19 protein-coding genes are annotated in these 17,344 nt (G+C 39.8%); 9 read left to right on the top strand and 10 right to left on the bottom strand.

From position 1 onward, the window contains the following. Positions 1 to 114: 114 nt before the first annotated feature. On the top strand, positions 115 to 1,131 hold the full coding sequence (locus ACLIJJ_RS19390) for an AraC family transcriptional regulator (RefSeq protein WP_237941889.1): 1,017 nt from the start codon (positions 115 to 117) through the stop codon (positions 1,129 to 1,131). A 23-nt stretch (positions 1,132 to 1,154) separates the two neighbouring features. Continuing rightward, positions 1,155 to 1,949 (top strand): SDR family NAD(P)-dependent oxidoreductase, encoded by a 795-nt coding sequence (locus ACLIJJ_RS19395; RefSeq protein ID WP_233316596.1) that lies wholly within the window; start codon positions 1,155 to 1,157, stop codon positions 1,947 to 1,949. A 120-nt stretch (positions 1,950 to 2,069) separates the two neighbouring features. Here the strand turns inward: ACLIJJ_RS19395 and ACLIJJ_RS19400 are convergent, their stop codons facing one another. The 3 genes from ACLIJJ_RS19400 to ACLIJJ_RS19410 all read right to left on the bottom strand — a co-directional run bounded on the left by ACLIJJ_RS19400 (position 2,070) and on the right by ACLIJJ_RS19410 (position 4,821). Next, positions 2,070 to 3,188 (bottom strand): 7-cyano-7-deazaguanine synthase, encoded by a 1,119-nt coding sequence (locus ACLIJJ_RS19400; RefSeq protein WP_233316595.1) that lies wholly within the window; start codon positions 3,186 to 3,188, stop codon positions 2,070 to 2,072. Positions 3,189 to 3,297: 109 nt separating this feature from the next. Further along, complete coding sequence (locus ACLIJJ_RS19405) at positions 3,298 to 3,954, bottom strand: hypothetical protein (protein WP_411411487.1); 657 nt, start codon at positions 3,952 to 3,954, stop codon at positions 3,298 to 3,300. 126 nt (positions 3,955 to 4,080) lie between these two features. Continuing rightward, positions 4,081 to 4,821: an SDR family oxidoreductase gene (locus ACLIJJ_RS19410; protein ID WP_233316629.1), complete on the bottom strand. Its 741-nt coding sequence runs from the start codon at positions 4,819 to 4,821 to the stop codon at positions 4,081 to 4,083. Between the two features lie 134 nt (positions 4,822 to 4,955). Between ACLIJJ_RS19410 and ACLIJJ_RS19415 the strand changes: the two genes are divergently transcribed. From ACLIJJ_RS19415 to ACLIJJ_RS19430, 4 genes are all read left to right on the top strand, one after another. Then, positions 4,956 to 5,843 (top strand): AraC family transcriptional regulator, encoded by an 888-nt coding sequence (locus ACLIJJ_RS19415; RefSeq protein ID WP_411411488.1) that lies wholly within the window; start codon positions 4,956 to 4,958, stop codon positions 5,841 to 5,843. 98 nt (positions 5,844 to 5,941) lie between these two features. Beyond that, on the top strand, positions 5,942 to 6,925 hold the full coding sequence (locus tag ACLIJJ_RS19420; protein ID WP_233316592.1) for a LacI family DNA-binding transcriptional regulator: 984 nt from the start codon (positions 5,942 to 5,944) through the stop codon (positions 6,923 to 6,925). 172 nt (positions 6,926 to 7,097) lie between these two features. Next, a complete protein-coding gene (locus ACLIJJ_RS19425) occupies positions 7,098 to 8,549 on the top strand; it encodes a sucrose-specific PTS transporter subunit IIBC (RefSeq protein WP_233316591.1) in 1,452 nt (483 codons plus the stop codon). 60 nt (positions 8,550 to 8,609) lie between these two features. Then, a complete protein-coding gene (locus ACLIJJ_RS19430; protein WP_411411489.1) occupies positions 8,610 to 10,103 on the top strand; it encodes a glycoside hydrolase family 32 protein in 1,494 nt (497 codons plus the stop codon). On the opposite strand, the gene ACLIJJ_RS19435 is transcribed toward ACLIJJ_RS19430, so the two are convergent. Beyond that, positions 10,098 to 10,550 (bottom strand): GNAT family N-acetyltransferase, encoded by a 453-nt coding sequence (locus ACLIJJ_RS19435; protein WP_411411490.1) that lies wholly within the window; start codon positions 10,548 to 10,550, stop codon positions 10,098 to 10,100. The genes ACLIJJ_RS19430 and ACLIJJ_RS19435 overlap by 6 nt on opposite strands. A 124-nt stretch (positions 10,551 to 10,674) precedes the next feature. On the opposite strand from ACLIJJ_RS19435, the gene ACLIJJ_RS19440 reads away from it, so the two are divergent. Beyond that, positions 10,675 to 11,127 (top strand): MarR family winged helix-turn-helix transcriptional regulator, encoded by a 453-nt coding sequence (locus ACLIJJ_RS19440; protein WP_233316588.1) that lies wholly within the window; start codon positions 10,675 to 10,677, stop codon positions 11,125 to 11,127. Between the two features lie 77 nt (positions 11,128 to 11,204). On the opposite strand, the gene ACLIJJ_RS19445 is transcribed toward ACLIJJ_RS19440, so the two are convergent. The 3 genes from ACLIJJ_RS19445 to ACLIJJ_RS19455 all read right to left on the bottom strand — a co-directional run bounded on the left by ACLIJJ_RS19445 (position 11,205) and on the right by ACLIJJ_RS19455 (position 12,610). Further along, complete coding sequence (locus ACLIJJ_RS19445) at positions 11,205 to 11,519, bottom strand: hypothetical protein (RefSeq protein ID WP_233316587.1); 315 nt, start codon at positions 11,517 to 11,519, stop codon at positions 11,205 to 11,207. Positions 11,520 to 11,581: 62 nt separating this feature from the next. Then, positions 11,582 to 11,926 carry a hypothetical protein gene (locus tag ACLIJJ_RS19450; protein WP_233316586.1) on the bottom strand — a complete coding sequence of 115 codons (345 nt, stop codon included), beginning with the start codon at positions 11,924 to 11,926 and terminating at the stop codon, positions 11,582 to 11,584. 129 nt (positions 11,927 to 12,055) lie between these two features. Continuing rightward, positions 12,056 to 12,610, bottom strand: a complete 555-nt coding sequence (locus ACLIJJ_RS19455) for a helix-turn-helix domain-containing protein (RefSeq protein WP_411411491.1) — start codon at positions 12,608 to 12,610, stop codon at positions 12,056 to 12,058. A 114-nt stretch (positions 12,611 to 12,724) separates the two neighbouring features. On the opposite strand from ACLIJJ_RS19455, the gene ACLIJJ_RS19460 reads away from it, so the two are divergent. Continuing rightward, positions 12,725 to 13,306: a LysE family transporter gene (locus ACLIJJ_RS19460; RefSeq protein WP_233316584.1), complete on the top strand. Its 582-nt coding sequence runs from the start codon at positions 12,725 to 12,727 to the stop codon at positions 13,304 to 13,306. 23 nt (positions 13,307 to 13,329) lie between these two features. Here the strand turns inward: ACLIJJ_RS19460 and ACLIJJ_RS19465 are convergent, their stop codons facing one another. From ACLIJJ_RS19465 to ACLIJJ_RS19475, 3 genes are all read right to left on the bottom strand, one after another. Next, entirely contained in the window at positions 13,330 to 14,307 is a 978-nt protein-coding gene (locus ACLIJJ_RS19465) for an NAD(P)-dependent alcohol dehydrogenase (RefSeq protein ID WP_233316583.1), read from the bottom strand. A gap of 102 nt (positions 14,308 to 14,409) precedes the next feature. Beyond that, positions 14,410 to 15,135 carry an MOSC domain-containing protein gene (locus ACLIJJ_RS19470; RefSeq protein WP_237941880.1) on the bottom strand — a complete coding sequence of 242 codons (726 nt, stop codon included), beginning with the start codon at positions 15,133 to 15,135 and terminating at the stop codon, positions 14,410 to 14,412. A gap of 51 nt (positions 15,136 to 15,186) precedes the next feature. Next, the gene (locus ACLIJJ_RS19475; protein WP_237941879.1) at positions 15,187 to 15,699 is read right to left on the bottom strand and encodes a GNAT family N-acetyltransferase; all 513 of its coding nucleotides are present in this window, start codon (positions 15,697 to 15,699) and stop codon (positions 15,187 to 15,189) included. Positions 15,700 to 15,897: 198 nt separating this feature from the next. On the opposite strand from ACLIJJ_RS19475, the gene ACLIJJ_RS19480 reads away from it, so the two are divergent. After that, positions 15,898 to 17,238, top strand: coding sequence for a methyl-accepting chemotaxis protein (locus ACLIJJ_RS19480; RefSeq protein WP_411411492.1), 1,341 nt, complete (start codon positions 15,898 to 15,900; stop codon positions 17,236 to 17,238). The last annotated feature ends 106 nt before the right edge of the window (positions 17,239 to 17,344 follow it).

Below are 17,344 nucleotides of genomic sequence, written 5' to 3' on the forward strand. Positions count from 1 at the left end.
TTGATTGTCGTTCCCTGCTAATTACAGTAAGACAATATAAAAGTAAAATGAAATAACTATCCCGTTAACAGAATTAGCTGTAATGTGCTGATAGATAGAGAGGTGTAAATAAATATGACTGCAAATACTCGTATTAGAATACCGGATGGACTTTGGACTGGATTAAAAAAACTAGGATTTAATGCGCAGGATTTAGTTCGAAAAGCAAAAATGCCGCTGACTGTAATCAGTGAATCAGTTGTCACTGTTGAACAATATTATGCATTATGGCAAGCATATTCCGATATGATCGGTGATAGTGAAGCTGGCATGTTGCAGCTTCCGACAGTATTTGAAACAACACAGTATCCCCCATCTGTACTGGCTGCTTACCATGCCCGTGATTATCGGGATGCGCTTAACAGAATGGCGCGTTACAAAGAAATGTGCCCTCCTGAAAAATTACGCATTGTGGAACAAGATACAAATTGTGTAATTGAACTGAAATGGTTGGAAACCGAGCAAGCAGGACCAGCCCTGCTTGTCGGAACAACACTTGCGTTTTTACTGGAACTAGGACGAAGAGGCACCGGATATCCTATAAAAGCGAGCTTAGTAGAATTTACACATTCTTTTGGTCAAGTCCAAGCACTGGAAGATTATTTTGGTTGCCCGATCCATATCGGAGCAAAACATAATAGACTGATATTGCAAAGAGAAGATCTTGATCGTCCTTTTACTTCCTATAATGCTGAATTACTGCAGATACTAACACCAGTATTGGAGCAAACATTGGAGGAGCAGCGCCACAGTCACTCAATAACGGAGATAGTTAAGTGGATTTTAAAACGCAATTTAACAGGAGAACGACTTGACATACAAGATGTTGCAAGTGAGTTGGGCATGAGCGAACGTACCTTACAGCGACGGCTTACTGATGAAAAAACCAGCTTTAAGGATCTCTTAAAGGAAGTCCGTCATGAACAGGCACGACAGTACTTGGCTGATCCTGACCTAGATATTAAAGAAGTCGCTTTTCTCGTTGGATATAAAGACCATAGCTCGTTCTATCGTGCCTTCCGTTGTTGGGAAGGTGACACTCCTTTAAATTGGCGTACTGAACATGCACTTATAGACGAACGACAAGGATAACCTACTTAAAGGAGAAATGTATCTTGGAAATGGAATTAGTAAATAAAACCGCTTTAGTTACAGGCTCAACAAAAGGAATCGGGAAAGCAATAGCAAAAGAATTGGCTAAAGAAGGAGTTAATGTTCTCATCAATGGCCGCAACTATGACGAGGTAGAACGAACTGTACAGGAAATTAAATCAGAATTCCCGTTAACTTCCCCTCAAAATGCTGCAGCTGATATTGTCGATGTGCAACAAAGAGAGGAACTATTTAGGAAATATCCTAATGTCGATATTTTAGTTAACAATATGGGGATATACGAAATCATGCAATACGAAGATGTTACAGATGAAGTCTGGCAAAAATACTTTGAAACGAATGTATTAGCTGCAAATGGGCTTTGTAAACATTATCTTCCAAAAATGCTGAATAAAAATGATGGCCGAATCATTTTTATTGCTAGTGAAGAAGCCGTAATGCCTTCTGGACAAATGCCACAGTATTGTATGACAAAATCAATGCTGCTATCATTAGCAAAAAGCTTGTCTTTTCTAACAAAAGGTACAGAAGTTACAGTCAATACCATTATGCCTGGACCAACACTTTCTGAAAATGTGCAAGCTATAATTGAGGGTATTTACAGTGATGAAAACATGACCTTTACAGAAAAAGAAACACAATTTATGGTCACTAATTTGCCTCAATCAGAAATACAGCGATTTATCAGACCGATTGAAATAGGACGATTAGCCACATTCCTATGCAGTCCCTATGCATCTGCATTTAGAGGATCACCAATCCGTATGGATGGCGGAATGGTTCCGACCATTTTTTAAACAAAAGAGCTGCCGTTTGGCGGCTCTTTTTTGCTAGATTTACATTTTTTAAGGGCAAAGGGAGCCTAGAATAAAACCTTCCGAAAAAGGAGGTCTTTGAGTTTATTAGATTTCGTGGTTTCAGTACGGATTATACCTATCAACAAAACACGCAAAAGCTGACCTAAGATCATCAGCTAAATACTCGTCTTCTTCTGTGGTTTTTCGTTCCTGACTGAGAGTTTCCATTAATTCCAGAGTGTCTCGATAAATTTGTTGATCGTGTTCGTCCGTTATTTCGGCTATCTTTTGGCCATAGTCATATTGGTAAAAACCATCATATACTTCACTGTTTGCTGCAGCTAAGGCAATCTTTCGTTGGAAGCAAGCTGTGCAAATGCCACAAGGAGTATTTGCAGCCGCTAATGCTGTTTTTCTTTTCATTCTCAAACATTCATTTGTATTTTTAATTTGTAATTTATGCTCTTTAGGCATTTCTTTGAGGACAGTTATCCTCGTTTTATGCAAGAGGGGTGTCTCAATCTGCATATCTGCAGAAATGCATTGATAAAGTGCATTCAGCAGTTGATATGTTTTCGGATGAGCAGTCTTAGCTAGGTTTAGAGAATCTGCATCTATCTTTTGGCTTTGATAATAATATACTTTTGTTCCGCCGTTAAAATAGGCTTTGGCAGCAGCTATCGCCAATACTAAGGAAATGGCCGCAGGAGTAGTTTTGGATTTTCTTTTGTTGAGTAATTTAATATCTATATTTATTATTTCGCTCGAATCGGATGCTGTCTTTCTTAAAAAAGCAGCTAGTTTCTGCTGTTTTGTTTTTTCATTATTTTTGTTGGGAATGCGTATATAATCACATACTAACTGGTGATTTATGCCGGCAATTGATTCGATATCATCATAGAACAATGCAATGTTTTGATAGGCTGGCAATGACAATAAGAATCCTTCTTCCGTATCTGGCGGAATGTTATTTGTAAATTGAAGTGACACATGCGTGTCTGTCATCCAGGAAAAAAACGCTTCTGCCGCAGCTTTTTCCTTCTCCCAAACAGAATAATGAAAAACGGGAATGGTAATGGAAAGATCTTTTTGGCCTTTTTTTATCTCTGGCGCAAATAAGAATAGACTGGTTGTAATCGTAATAATGTCTAGAAATTTCGTGCTGGTATCATCATAGTCAAAATACATTCCGTGAAGCAGTTCTTTATGTAAATGAGGCAATACATTGTTTACATTCATACAAAAACTCCTGTTATCTTGTCAAAATGAAAATAGCAATATATTAAATTATAGCATTTAATGAGCGTACAGGAGAATTTTAAATATGGAGGGCAGCTGACGTAATTAATTATAACTCGCGGGCGGCACTTACCTTTGAAGTAAACTTCCGAATTTGTCCAAGTCTTTCAAAGTTTTCGGCAAAGTTCGGAGCGTTTACTTTTATTAACCCTTCATTAAAGTCTTTTTTGAAGTGAAAAACTCCAGATGGAAGCATTGCGATTAGATGGATTTGATTCCATGCGGGATAATCAGCCTTATGGAATAATACTTCTGTCGTTTCAAGGGCGATAAATTCCTTGCACCACTTTTTTGATTGGATAATATGCTCCATAGCAGGGCCATTATTGTGAATCATTATTTCTTTAAATTCTGCTAGATAATCGGGTTGAACATGAACGTATTCAACGATATGTATGAAGCCGTTCTTTTCGTTAGAAGGGAGGAAGGAGCCTGGTGTTGGCAGCATGTTTTCTTGTCTGATTAACTGTGTTTGATAGTCCTTGAAAATATTTTGGAAATGTTCATATTGCTTCCCATCTGCTGCTTTCATCATCACAAGGACATTCCATAGCTGACTCTTTTCTTCAGTGGAGAAAGTCAGTTTCCGCCGGTAAATTCTATTGAATAAGAACTGACTATTATATTGATGGAAGTATGTATGCAGTTTACTGATAAGTTCCTTAGATTCCTTTTTCGTTGCTGTGTATGTTTCAACGTAATACAAGTTAGCCACCTTCTCTTCATATTATTTACAACAAACGTATCATAAATGAGAATTGTTTTCAATTAGAAGAGGAAGTCTGTATAAAGAAAAGATAGAGCACTACCTCTATCTTTTCTTTTCAATATTCTAGATCATACCGCCATTAACACGGATTGTTTGTCCTGTAATCCAGCGGGATTCGTCACTTACTAAAAAGGCTAAGGCATCGGCGATATCATTTGTTTCTCCGAATCTTCCGAAGGCGTTGTTTCCTTTTAATGCCTGCAATTGTTCAGGAGTTTTTCCTTCCAAGAATAGTTCTGTTGTTGTCGGACCTGGGGCGATTGTATTTATCGTTATATTCTTTGGTCCGAATTCTCTGGCCAGCTGTCTGCTGATTTGTTCAACAGCCCCTTTAGTAGCTGCATAAATGCTGTAGCCTGGGAACATTACTCCTGCAACAGAAGTAGAGAAATTAACGATTCGTCCGTTCGGTGCCATATGCTTAAAGGCTTGTTGGCAGGCGAAATAGGTGCCTTTAACATTAATCGCAAAATGTTGGTCAAATTGTTCCTCTGTCACTTCACTGATTGGAATGGTATGCATGATACCTGCATTATTCACAAGGATATCGACCTTGCCGAAATGGCTAATGGTCGTTTCAAATAAATACTCTATTTCCTTAAGGCTGCTCACATCTGCTTTAACAGCTATCGCCTGGCCGCCCTTTTCCATGATAGATGAGGTCACTGCCTCTGCTGCTTGTGGGCTGTTAGCATAATTAACAACAACCTTAGCTCCCAGTTCTGCTAATTTTATTGCACTTTGAGCGCCTATTCCTCTTGATGCGCCTGTAATTATTGCGACTTTATCCTGTAAGTTTGTCATCATTTATTCCTCCAAGCTCTATTTTCCTCTAAATTATAAATAAAGTTACGAATAACGAGATAGCTGAATCGTCTATTATTTTTGCCTATTTCTCCAAATAAACGTTAAAATATATAAAAAAGGCGGTGAATGGCATGAAAGACAGGCAGCAGCAGTTAGTGACTTTAATTGAAAAACATACAAATAGGGATGGGACATTTGCTGCGGAAATTGATACATTGAGCTTTATCCGCTCATCGACTTTATCAGAGCCTCTTCATTCCTTGTTCGAGCCGTCTGTCTGCTTTATTGCCCAAGGCTCAAAAATCGTGATGCTGGAGGATGACATCTTTCATTATGACCCCAATCACTACCTTATTGCCTCTGTCCATCTGCCGATAACAGGGAAAATCATGAAGGCGACGAGTGACAGCCCCTATCTAGGAGTCAAACTCCGCTTCACAACAGAAGAGATTCTCGATGTTATTAAGATGAAGCAAGATCACTCATTTCCCGCACAAAGAGCCATCATGGTGAATAAGACAACATCCAATATACTCGATGCAGTTATCAGGCTGATAGGCTTGCTTGATACGCCCCAAGACATTTCAGCACTGGCACCTCTTTATAAAAAAGAAATTCTTTATAGAATTTGGAATAATGAAGACGGAGATCAAATGAGAGAGTTTGCAGTAATGGGAAGTCAAGCGCAGGCAATCAAAGAGGTAATCCGCATAATCAATGAGGAATATAACCAGCCGCTGCGGATAGATATGCTTGCAAAAATAGCTAAAATGAGTGTTTCCTCTTTCCATCATTATTTTAAACAAGTGACAGCAATGAGCCCATTAAAGTATCAAAAGATGATTCGGCTGCAGGAAGCACGGAAGCTTTTGTTATCTGAACCGATGGAAGCAGGTGAAGCGGCTTTTCAAGTCGGCTATGAAAGTCCATCCCAATTCAGCAGAGAATACAGCAGAATGTTTGGAGCTCCTCCAGTCAGTGATATAAAAAGATTTCGTGAATCAATTAACAGGCAGTAATGTAGGGGTCTAGGCTTAAATTTGAAACAGCTGCCCAAAAAGCTTGAATAAGTAGTATATAATATAACCATAAATACAATTATGAGGTTGGTAAACTAATGATTCGGACCATTGCGGATATTGCTAAAATCGCCGGAGTCGCCAAAAGCACGGTATCCCGCTACCTGAATGGAGGCTCTGTCGGAGAGGCAACAAGGAAGAAGATTGAAAAGGCAATTCGAGAGACTGGCTACACGCCAAACCCTTTTGCTCAAAGTTTAAAAGCAAAAAAGACAAATATCATTGGCACGATTGTTCCAAGGCTGGATTCTTTTGCGTCATCACAGACGTTGATTGGAATCGATGAGCGCTTGAAAGAACTGAACTATCAGATGTTAATATCCAATACGAGCCAAGATTTAGACAGGGAAATTGAGAGTATATACAGCCTGGCAAACCAGAAGATGGCGGGTATTATCTTGCTTGCGACCGTGATTACGGACAGGCATCTTCAAGCAATAGCTGATGTGAATATTCCAGTTTTATTAATAGGTCAGGAGCATGAGGAAATTCATAGTGTTATTCATGATGATTATCATGCCGGTATGGCAATAGGGCAATATGTGCTGGAAAAGGGGCATCGCAACATTGCTTACTTAGGAGTGACAGAGCTTGATATTGCTGTTGGAATAAAACGAAAACAAGGCTTTACAAAAGCATTGGAGGGGAAGGAAGATATTGATGTCCATTATTATGAGACAGAATTTAATATTCCTGCTGCCCAAGCTGCCGCCATGGAAATCTTAAGAAATTCCAACCAGAGTATTGTCGTTTGTGCTACAGACAATATTGCCCTTGGCTGTCTGAAGGCAGCATACAAACTGGGGATAGCTGTACCAGATACTTTGTCTGTTACTGGCTTTGGCGGTTATGATGTCACGGAAGCCATTCATCCTGGCATTACAACAGCAAAATTTCATTATAAAGAAGCAGGGAAAAAGGCCGCAGTTAATATGGTGGAGCTAGTACATGAGCGGCCAGTAGAAATACTGACAACAATGAATTTTGAAATAATTAAAAGAGAAAGCGTTGACACAATCTAGCATGATGAATTATAATTCTAATGAAATCGATTCCAATGAAATTTATAATTGGTTTCGTTAGAATCATATTTTTTTAAGCTTTTATTTGGAACCGGTTCCTTAAACGGTTTTACTTTTTGTGTAATTTTGGAACCGGTTCTATATTGCCGGATATAATAGGGAGGAACGTAAAATGAACCATAAAAAAATCGCAGAAGAAATTCTCGCGGCAATCGGCGGAAAAGAGAATGTGTCTGCAGCAGCTCACTGTGCAACACGGCTTCGTTTAGTACTGCATGATGAATCAGCAGTTAATCAAGATGTGCTTGATAAGATGGATGTGGTGAAGGGAACATTCTCTACAGGCGGTCAATATCAAATTATTTTAGGATCAGGCACTGTTAATGAAGTGTATAAGCATTTTGCAGGGATGACAGGTCTTTCAGAAATGTCGACGAAGGAAGTAAAAGAGGCTGGAGCAAAGAAGCTTAATCCGATTCAGCGATTTGTGAAAATGCTGTCTGATATCTTTGTGCCGATTATTCCAGCTATTGTTGCCGGCGGTTTACTAATGGGACTAAATAATGTCCTGACTGCTCAAGATTTATTTATAGAGAGCAAATCATTGGTTGATGCATATCCAAACATGGCAGATTTAGCTGCACTTATTAATACTTTTGCAAACGCTGCCTTTGTATTTCTGCCAATTCTGATTGGCTTTTCTGCTACCCAGCGGTTTGGCGGAAATCCTTATCTCGGAGCAGCACTTGGTATGCTGATGGTTCATCCGGATTTGCTGAATGGCTATAATTATGCAGATGCCATGCTGAAAAATGAAGTGCCTGTCTGGAATATATTCGGTTTGGAGATTGAGAAGGTAGCTTACCAAGGAACAGTGCTGCCTGTACTTGCAGCATCGTTTATTTTGGCTAAGATTGAAACATATCTCAGAAGGATTGTGCCCTCGGCTTTGGATAACTTATTGACACCGCTTTTATCTATTTTTATTACTGGTTTTTTGACATTTACGTTAGTCGGCCCGTTAACAAGAACGGCTGGAAATCTTCTTACTGATGGCATTGTCTGGATGTATGACACAACAGGAGTAATCGGCGGGTTAATTTTCGGCCTCTTGTATGCACCGATCGTTATCACTGGCATGCATCACAGCTTTATTGCTGTTGAAACTCAACTGTTAGCAGATATCGCAAAAACAGGCGGCTCCTTCTTGTTTGCGATTGCTACCATGTCTAACATCGCTCAAGGTGCAGCAACATTGGCTGTCTTGAAGCTAACAAAGGATGCAAAAGTTAAGGGAACAGCTTCTGCTGCGGGCATCTCTGCATTGCTTGGTATTACAGAGCCGGCGATGTTTGGGGTAAACCTGAAATTAAGGTATCCGTTTATTGGTGCTATCGTAGGGTCTGCAGTTGGTTCTGGTTTTGTTACTTTGTTTAAAGTGAAGGCAGTCGCATTAGGTGCTGCTGGATTGCCTGGCATCATCTCCATTCGTCCAGATAAAATTGTGCCTTATATTATTGGAATGGCAGTCGCATTTGTAGTCGGATTTACGGTAACCATCGTATTGGCGAAAAGAGCGGCTAAAAAGGAAGCGAGTGTAAAAAAGGAAGGCATCGTTGCATAAAAAATCGATAAGCATAGGAGGGGACTCTTGTCTCCTTTCTTTTTAGGGAGTGAAGCATCAATGAATTGGAGCAGAGAACAACGGTACAGAAGATGGGAGGATGCCTCAAAGACAGAACGGAGGAAACTTGAAAATCTCGTCAAGCAGTGTAACTGGAGACAAACCTTTCATATTCAGCCTGTGACAGGGCTTCTCAATGATCCAAACGGTTTCTCATATTATAATGGTGAATATCATTTGTTCTATCAATGGTTTCCCCTTGGCGCTGTTCATGGATTAAAGAACTGGTATCATACTAAATCAAAGGACCTCGTTCACTGGGAAAATGTCGGCGTTGCGCTTGAGCCGACAAATGAGTTTGACAGTCACGGTGTTTACTCAGGCAGCGGAATCGAGCATAACGGCGAATTATTCCTTATGTATACTGGAAACAACCGTGACGAGAACTGGGTAAGACATCCTTATCAGATACTAGCTGTCATGAATAAGGAGGGACAAATAAAAAAGCTTGAAAAACCAGTGATTCCTGCAGTTCCTAACGGGTATACGGATCATTACCGTGATCCTAAGGTTTGGAAAGATAATGATTGTTTTTTTGCTGTAATTGGAGCACAGCGTAAAAACGAGACAGGTACAATTATGCTGTATCGTTCGCAGAATTTGCTGGAATGGGACTTAGAAGGCGAAGTAGATATAGGCCTTAATGAATTCGGATATATGTGGGAGTGTCCGGATTATTTCGAATTAGATAATCATGGTGTGCTGCTGTTTTGTCCACAGGGCTTGGAGAGAGACAGAGACAGCTATCATAATATTTATCAATCAGGCTATGTGCTCGGCAGCAGGCTGAATGTTCAAGAGCGGACGCTTGTGCACAGTGGGTTTCATGAATTAGACAGAGGGTTTGACTTTTATGCACCACAGACAATGGAAGCACCTGACGGCAGAAGAATATTAGTAGGGTGGATGGGTCTGCCTGAAATAGAGTATCCGACAGACAGTAACGGCTGGGCCCATTGTTTAACATTGCCGCGCGAACTGACTGTAAAGAACGGGCGACTATGGCAAAATCCAGTTAAGGAATTGGAGCTGCTTAGAGGGGAAGAAACAGAAGCTCATATAACAATAGATAACGAGACGAAGGGGATAGAAGGATTTGCTGGTGATGTCTATGAATTATCTGCAGAGTTTTCCAATTTTACGGCAGAGCAGTTCGGTATAGAGCTTCGAGCTAGTGACAAGGAGAAAACAGTCCTGAAATATGACATGCAGGAGAAAAAAGTGATTTTTGACAGAAGCGAGTCTGGGCAAGCAGCAGGCATACAATATGGAGCGGTCCGAAAATGTTTAGTAGAAACAGACAAAATTTCCTTCCGAATATTTGTGGATGTTTCTTCTGTTGAGGTATTTGTGAACGACGGAGCAGAAGTGTTCACTGCAAGAATATTCCCAGATCAAAACAGTCAGGATATCCGTTTTTTTGCTTATAACGGGAAAACAGACATACAGGCTGTAAAATATAAACTAACTAGCAAAGAAAGAGCCAGTTCATGATGACTGGCTCTTTTCTGCGATATTTTTCACCATCAACACGTGAGCGATGCCATCTTCCATAAATACATCGGAAGCAGTTTCGTAGCCTAGCTTATTATAAAAGCCCTCTGCGTGTGTTTGGCCATGCAGCTTTACCTTTAAATCTCCTCGGTCTGCGGCGATTTCTTCAAGCTTGGCAATAATAACTTTCCCAAGACCAAATTTACGGTATTCCTGTAAGATACAGATTCTTTCTAGTTTGCCGTAGCCTTCAACCGATCTAACCCGTCCAGTGCCGACTGGCTCATTATGATAATAAACAAGAATATGCTCACATTTACCATCAAGTTTATCGAATTCATCGTATTCGTCGTCTAACGGAACACCCTGTTCCTCCACAAATACTGTCCTTCTTATATGTAATGCCTGCTCTAGTTCGTCTGTTGTTGTAATTTTTTTTGCTTCCATCGCTATTCATTCCTTTCTGGATTTATTATGAGAAACAAGTCATAATTTATTTATCATCTTTAAACAGTGTATAGGAAAAATATATTGTTGTAAATACAACAATTATTGGAGGTTTATTATTTTTATGAAGGAAATTCTTCGTGAAGTTGGCATGATTGCCAGAGCACTTGATTCTATCAGCAATATTGAATTTAAGGAATACGATTTGACGAAGGGCCAATATTTATACCTTGTCCGAATATACGAGAATCCGGGAATCATTCAAGAAAAGCTGGCAGAAATGATAAAAGTTGACCGCACGACTGCAGCCAGAGCTATTAAAAAGCTTGAAATGAACGGCTTTATAGAAAAAAGACAGGATGAGACAAATAAAAAAAACAAGCTGCTGTTTCCTACAGAAAAAGGAATGGAGGTATATCCATTTCTAAAAAGGGAGGCAGATCATTCAGACAAAACTGCACTTGCTGGATTGTCTCATGAACAAACAGAGGTTCTTTATGAACTCCTGAAAAAGGTCAGAGAAAATATTGAGGTAGATTGGGAGAACGTCAAAAAAGGAAATCGACGAGGCTACTAAATTTAACTTATAAAGCAAATAAAAAAAGAATTAACGTTATTTCGTGACAGGTTAATTCTTTTTTTATGAGATATTCATTAGCGGTTTCTCGGCGGAGGACCTTGCAGTCTTCCTGTACTGTTATTGCTGTTGTTTGTTTCTTTCATCAGTCTGTCTAAATGCTTTATTGCTTCATCAAATTCTGGTCTTGTTATTTGTCTAGTAGCCAATAAGGAACATAGCATTGCGTAGGCAATCGGGTTTGTATTAACCTCAACATTTACATAAACATCTACATCTGAGTTTCCGCTTTCCCCAATTTGCGCCGCATTCGCATCAAGCTCTGTATGACCGTTGTTGCGAAACTCATAGTTCATGTTATCTCTGCCTCTTGGCTTGCGGTTTGGATACATGATTACCCCTCCTTTACTGCGAAAGAACGAGAATGGGCTTGACCATTCTCGTCTCACAATTATTAATCTTCGTCTTGATCTTGGCTGTTGTCTTGATCGTTGTCCTGATCCTGATCAGAATCAGCATTCGCTTTTGAACGAGAACGAACGCGAGCTTTTGAATCAGATTCAACATCAATGCAAAGATCAATTTTTGCATTGCCAGAACGGCTGACTTTAGCGACATTCGTATTTTTGTCGATGTTTTTTAAATCATTGTCGTTGTCTACATTTGTGTCTGATTTTAAGCGATTGTCACTTTCGAAATCCACATTCGCATCAGAGCGGCTGTCACTGTCACCAGAACGAGATTTAGATTTATTGCTTTGGTCATTATCCCCTTCACCTGGATACCATACTTTGCTCATAAGAAATCCTCCTTTTTCATTATTCACTTATCATTTTATTCAAGTAATAAAGAATGACATGGGTAGCTGTAGGAGGACAAGCATGGATTTTATGTTAAAAAACCGCATCCCAATAAGGAGGCGGCTAGGTTATCCAGGATAGTATATAGTCATGCTGAGCTTTGTCAGCTTATCTCCTGAGTTATGATACGTATGAGGTTTGTCTGCATTAAACTGGATGGAGTCACCGGCAGATATTAGGTAATCATTGTCATTTACTCGAACTGTCAGCACTCCATCAAAAACGGTAATATACTCTACCGTACCTTCCTGATGTGCCTCGGCACTTAAATAGCCGCCCTTTTTGATTTCAACTGAGTAAATCTCAAAGCGTTTATCTTCTTCAAATGGAAAGTAAGGATAGATGTTGTACTTGCCATCATCCTCTGATAGGACTTGCACTTCGTCTCTTTTCACAACCTTTGCTTCAGGCTGCTGGTGCTGAATAAGAGAGGTGAAGGAGATTTTCAAGCCATTGGCGATTTTCCAAATAGTATTAAGTGTTGGACTAGATTCCCCTCTTTCAATCTGGCCAATCATCGTTTTGCTTACTCCGGTCAAGTCTGCGGTTTTTTCAAGACTAAGCTTTTTCTTTTCCCGAATCGCTTTTAAGTTTTTTGCCAAAATAAGCTGAATTTCTTCCATAAAAAACACTCCTGTCATATGTACAATATAGCGACCGTATTGTACAATAAAACGTAAATCGTTATATTGTCTAATATGTACATTATAACATACATATAAAGGGGGAGAAAAAGTATGCCGTTGTTATCGTTTTTGCTGTACGTGACTGTAACTAGTTTTACTCCTGGCCCTAATAATATAATGGCAATGGCTTTTGCCAACAAATATGGGCTGAAGAAAACCATTGGCTTCTGTGCAGGTGTAAGTGCCGGTTTCTTTGTGATTATGCTTATCTGCAGCTATTTTAATTTAATGCTGAAAAGCTTTATGCCTAAGATTGAGTTTGTAATGACGATACTTGGTGCAGTCTATATGTTGTATCTAGCCTATAAAATTGTTTCCAGCAAGGATAATGGAGGTGAAAAGGAAGAAGACAAGAATAACAGCTTCCTGGCAGGAATGCTGCTGCAGTTCATTAACCCAAAAGGGATACTGTACGGGATAACGGTCATCGCAACATTTATTCTTCCATACTATCAATCTCAGCTTAGTTTGCTGCTGTTTGCTGTGATACTTGCTTTTGTTGGGTTTTTAAGCACATTCAGCTGGAGTTTGTTTGGCAGCATGTTTCAAAGGTTCTTGTCCAAATATAAGAGCCAGTTCAATATCGTGATGGCATTGCTGCTTGTTTACAGTGCTATTTCCATCTTTTTTTAAAAGAGAACGCTTTGCGGCGTTCTCTAGTCTTCTGACATTGTAATAACAACTTTTCCCTTGGCGTGACCTTCTGCAAAATACCGAAATGCTTCAGGTACTTCGCTCAGCTTAAATTGTTTATCAATAATCGGTTGCAGCTTTTCCTCTTCAAGAAGCTCCTTGAGTAAATGCAAATCTTCCTGGTTTGCCCGCTGCAGCATATTGCCCAGCTTTTTACTGCTTGTGACGGAAAGACAAGGACCAAGCATCATGGCTTCACTCATCTGTTTCCCTTGGCCGCCGACCATAATATATCTTCCATGGTCCTTCAATGCCCGCATATAAGAAAGAATTGGCTGATATCCATTTACTGCAAGGATAAGATCATATTTGTCGGAGCTTTGAGTAAAATCTTCCTTGTTATAATCAATAACATGATCCGCACCAATTGCTTGGAGTATCTCCACATTTCCAGTGCTGCATACACCTGTAACTTCTGCACCAAATGCTTTGGCGATTTGCACAGCAAAGGTGCCTACACCGCCAGATGCTCCATTAATTAACACCTTTTGCCCTGGCTGAATTACTCCCTTATGTCGCAACGCCTGTAATGCGGTCGTTCCTGCCATCGGAACAGCAGCAGCCTCCGCAAAGGAGATATTTGCTGGCTTATGTACCAATGCTTTGACTGGAACTGAGACATATTCTGCAAAGCCGCCCCAACCACTTTGAGAAAGATCGCCGAATACTTCATCTCCCTTCTTAAATTGTGTAACTCCCATGCCAACAGCTTCCACAATCCCTGCAATATCTCCCCCAGGAATCGTATATTTTGGTTTAAACAAACCGAAGGCGAAGCGGGCAAGAAAGGGAGTGCCACTCAGTAAAACAAGATTGCCGTAATTGAGAGAGGCAGCTTGAATCTTTACAAGCACTTCTCCTTCCTTAGGAACAGCTCGTTCTACTTCTAATAATTGGAGACTATCTGGTGTACCATATTTGTTTGAAACAATGGCTTTCATTCATTTCCCTCCCTTAGACATAATCAATTAAAGATATGAACAGGATTGGAAGGAAAGACACAAAAAAACCGCATCTTTTAGATAGATGCAGTTTGTTAGCCTTCAATCAACCAAATATATTTCATCTCCAACATGAATTTTTCCTGTTTTAATTACAGAAGCATAGATGCCAAAATTATTTTTTCTTTCCTTATAAACGGTTTTAAGAAGAGAAGGAGCTTTTTCTGAACTGTCAGGGTCCACAGTAATAATCATGCATCTTTCACAATGCCTGTTCAATCTCAGTACGACCTCGGAGCCGATTTTTATCTGTTTGCCGAACCAGCTTTCTTCAATGAACGGAATCTTGTCCTTCAAAGAAAGTACAAGATTAGGACGGAAGCGGCGCTGATCAACTGATTCTCCCCATAGCTCATGGAGTTTATCAAGGGAGGCGTCTGTCACAAGCTGAATATGCTCCTCTTCAATGGCTCCTAGTGGGACATTCTCAGGTGTATAGGATAAAAAAGAAACCTTTCGTTTGGATTTCTCCTCCAGTTCAGAGAGAAGAGCTGGGTCTCCCCATTCCAACACTTTTCCTTCAGGTGTTGTTATTTCCACTTTTGGGTACTCTTGAGTCGATTCCACGCCTGCAAATTTGGCTGCATAACGGACCATCTCTGGAAATTGCGTGATGGTTAAATATTTGTCGTTTCTTGTGTCATCTCTAAAAGTGTGACTCCTGTCCCCATACAAGCCGTATTCCATCACATTTGTTGCTTGTACACTTTCGCCACGAAAGGATTTGACAGGATGACGGACAATTTCTTCAATATGACCTATTAACATGGACTTAACCTCCATTTAAGAATTTTTATCCTAAAAGCCTGTTATTATGTCTTATTCGCCGACTGGATTATTTGGTCCTGGCAGGTGTAATTGATAGAAAGCAAGATCCAGCCATCTATCGAATTTAAAACCAGCTTTCTCAATCGTGCCTGAGTGGACAAAACCGAAATGCTCATGCAATGCTATGCTTTTCTCGTTCGCTGCATCTATACCCGCAATCAATGTGGCATATTCCTTTTCAGTAGCAATTGAGATAATCTCCTTCAATAGTGCTGCGCCAATACCCTTTCTTCGATAATTATTGTCAACATATACCGAATGTTCGATAGAGTACTTATAAGCAGGCCAAGCTCGGAATGGTCCAAAGGTTGCGAAACCAACTGCCTTATCGTCAAGTTCATACACAATCACCGGATAGCCGTCTTTCATCTTTTGTTCGTACCATATGCGTCTGTTTTCTAAAGTATCTGGTTTATATGTATACACTGCAGTTGTATTAAGGATTGCATCATTATAGATGTTTAGAATCTGGGGCAAATCCTTTTCTTGAATAGGTCTTATCACGATTTGTTACCCTCCTGTATTAAGCTATTAAAAAGTTTATTTCATTAACTATAACAAAAAAACAGGATTATAAGAAAAAAAGTTAGTTGTAGGTCTTTTTATTCAGGAGTTTATAACTAGCTTAAGGGAATTTTAAGATTTCTCTTCTATAGTAAGTCCTATAACAAACTGACAATAAAAAGATTAGGGGAAATTACTGTGAAAAAGATATCTACAAAAATTATTATATTATCATTAATTAATTCGATGTTTGTGGCAGCGATCAATGTTTGTGCCTCACTCTTTATGAGCAGCAGCCAAGGAAGCAATACAGAGGGAACAGGTGCTGAGCAAGCGCAAAGCGGGCTGCTTAGCCATTTGCCGCCAACGCAAGTACTCATAGGACTTGCCGTTTCTATCGTGCTTGGTGTTATCTTGTCTTACTTCTTAGGGAAATTGATTTCGAAGCCAATTGTCCAACTGACAGAAATAGCCCAAAAAACATCAGAGCTTGAATTGAGTGAGGATGAAAGTATTTTTGGCCGTACACTTGCATCAAAGGATGAAACCGGAGAAATGGCAAGAGCCCTGCTTGAAACCAGAAATTCGCTAAAGTCAATGGCAACTCAATTGAAGTATGTTTCGTCAACAGTTGCAGCTCATTCGAGCAGTCTTACGAAAAACACAGAGGAAAATGCGAGAAATATTAATCAAGTAGTGGCAACTATTGAAGAAATTGCAGTTGGAAACAATAGTCAAGCTCAAACAATAAGTGAAGTGAACTCGACATTGCTTGAGGTGGTCGGTCTGATGGAAACTATAACGACGGAGGCTTCTGCAGGTGCCGATAAGGCAGCAGCATCCATTGATTCAATTGTCGAAGGTCAAAACACTGTTGAACTGCAAGGCAATAAGATGGATGAAAATATCTCTGTGTCAGCAGAAGCAACATCCTCTATCCATGAATTAAGCACAATGATTGGACAAGTTGGCAATTTCGTAGCAGTCATTAGGAATATTGCGGAACAGACGAACTTGCTTGCACTGAATGCAGCCATTGAAGCAGCAAGAGCAGGAGAAGCTGGCAGAGGGTTTGGTGTAGTAGCCGAGGAAATCAGAAATCTAGCCGAGGAATCCTCAAGAGCAGCGAAGGAAATTACAGGTATTATTCATGATACAACAGAAAAAACAAACGAAGCTGTTTCACATATTAATAAAGCACATACTTTAATTGATGAGCAAAAAGATGCATTAAAGATAACGGAAGAAGCATTCACTAACATTAAAATCACCTATGACGGGATTGTTCATAACTTCAAGCAGACAGCTGCTCATATAAATTCAATAAATAGCAAATCGAGAGGTATTTCAGAGCAAATCCAGCAGATGACGGACACAGCCGAGGAATTTGCTGCTAATACAGAAGAAATATCTGCTTCAGGTCAAGAACAGCTAGCATCCACAGAGCTGATTGCTGCCTCTTCAAAAGACTTGCAAATGCTCGCAGAAGAATTAACTGCAGAGGTAAATAAATTTAAAGTTAAGAGTAAAGACAAATAATGATTAGAGCGGCTCCTAAAAGCCGTTCTTTTATATTGTACATAAATTGTTACTATTAATAACCATTATTAAAAAAGTGACTTAAACGGAAACTATGTTAGAAAGC

Source organism: Niallia laureatilytica (genome assembly GCF_046613985.1).
In the GTDB taxonomy this organism is placed as follows: domain Bacteria; phylum Bacillota; class Bacilli; order Bacillales; family Cytobacillaceae; genus Niallia.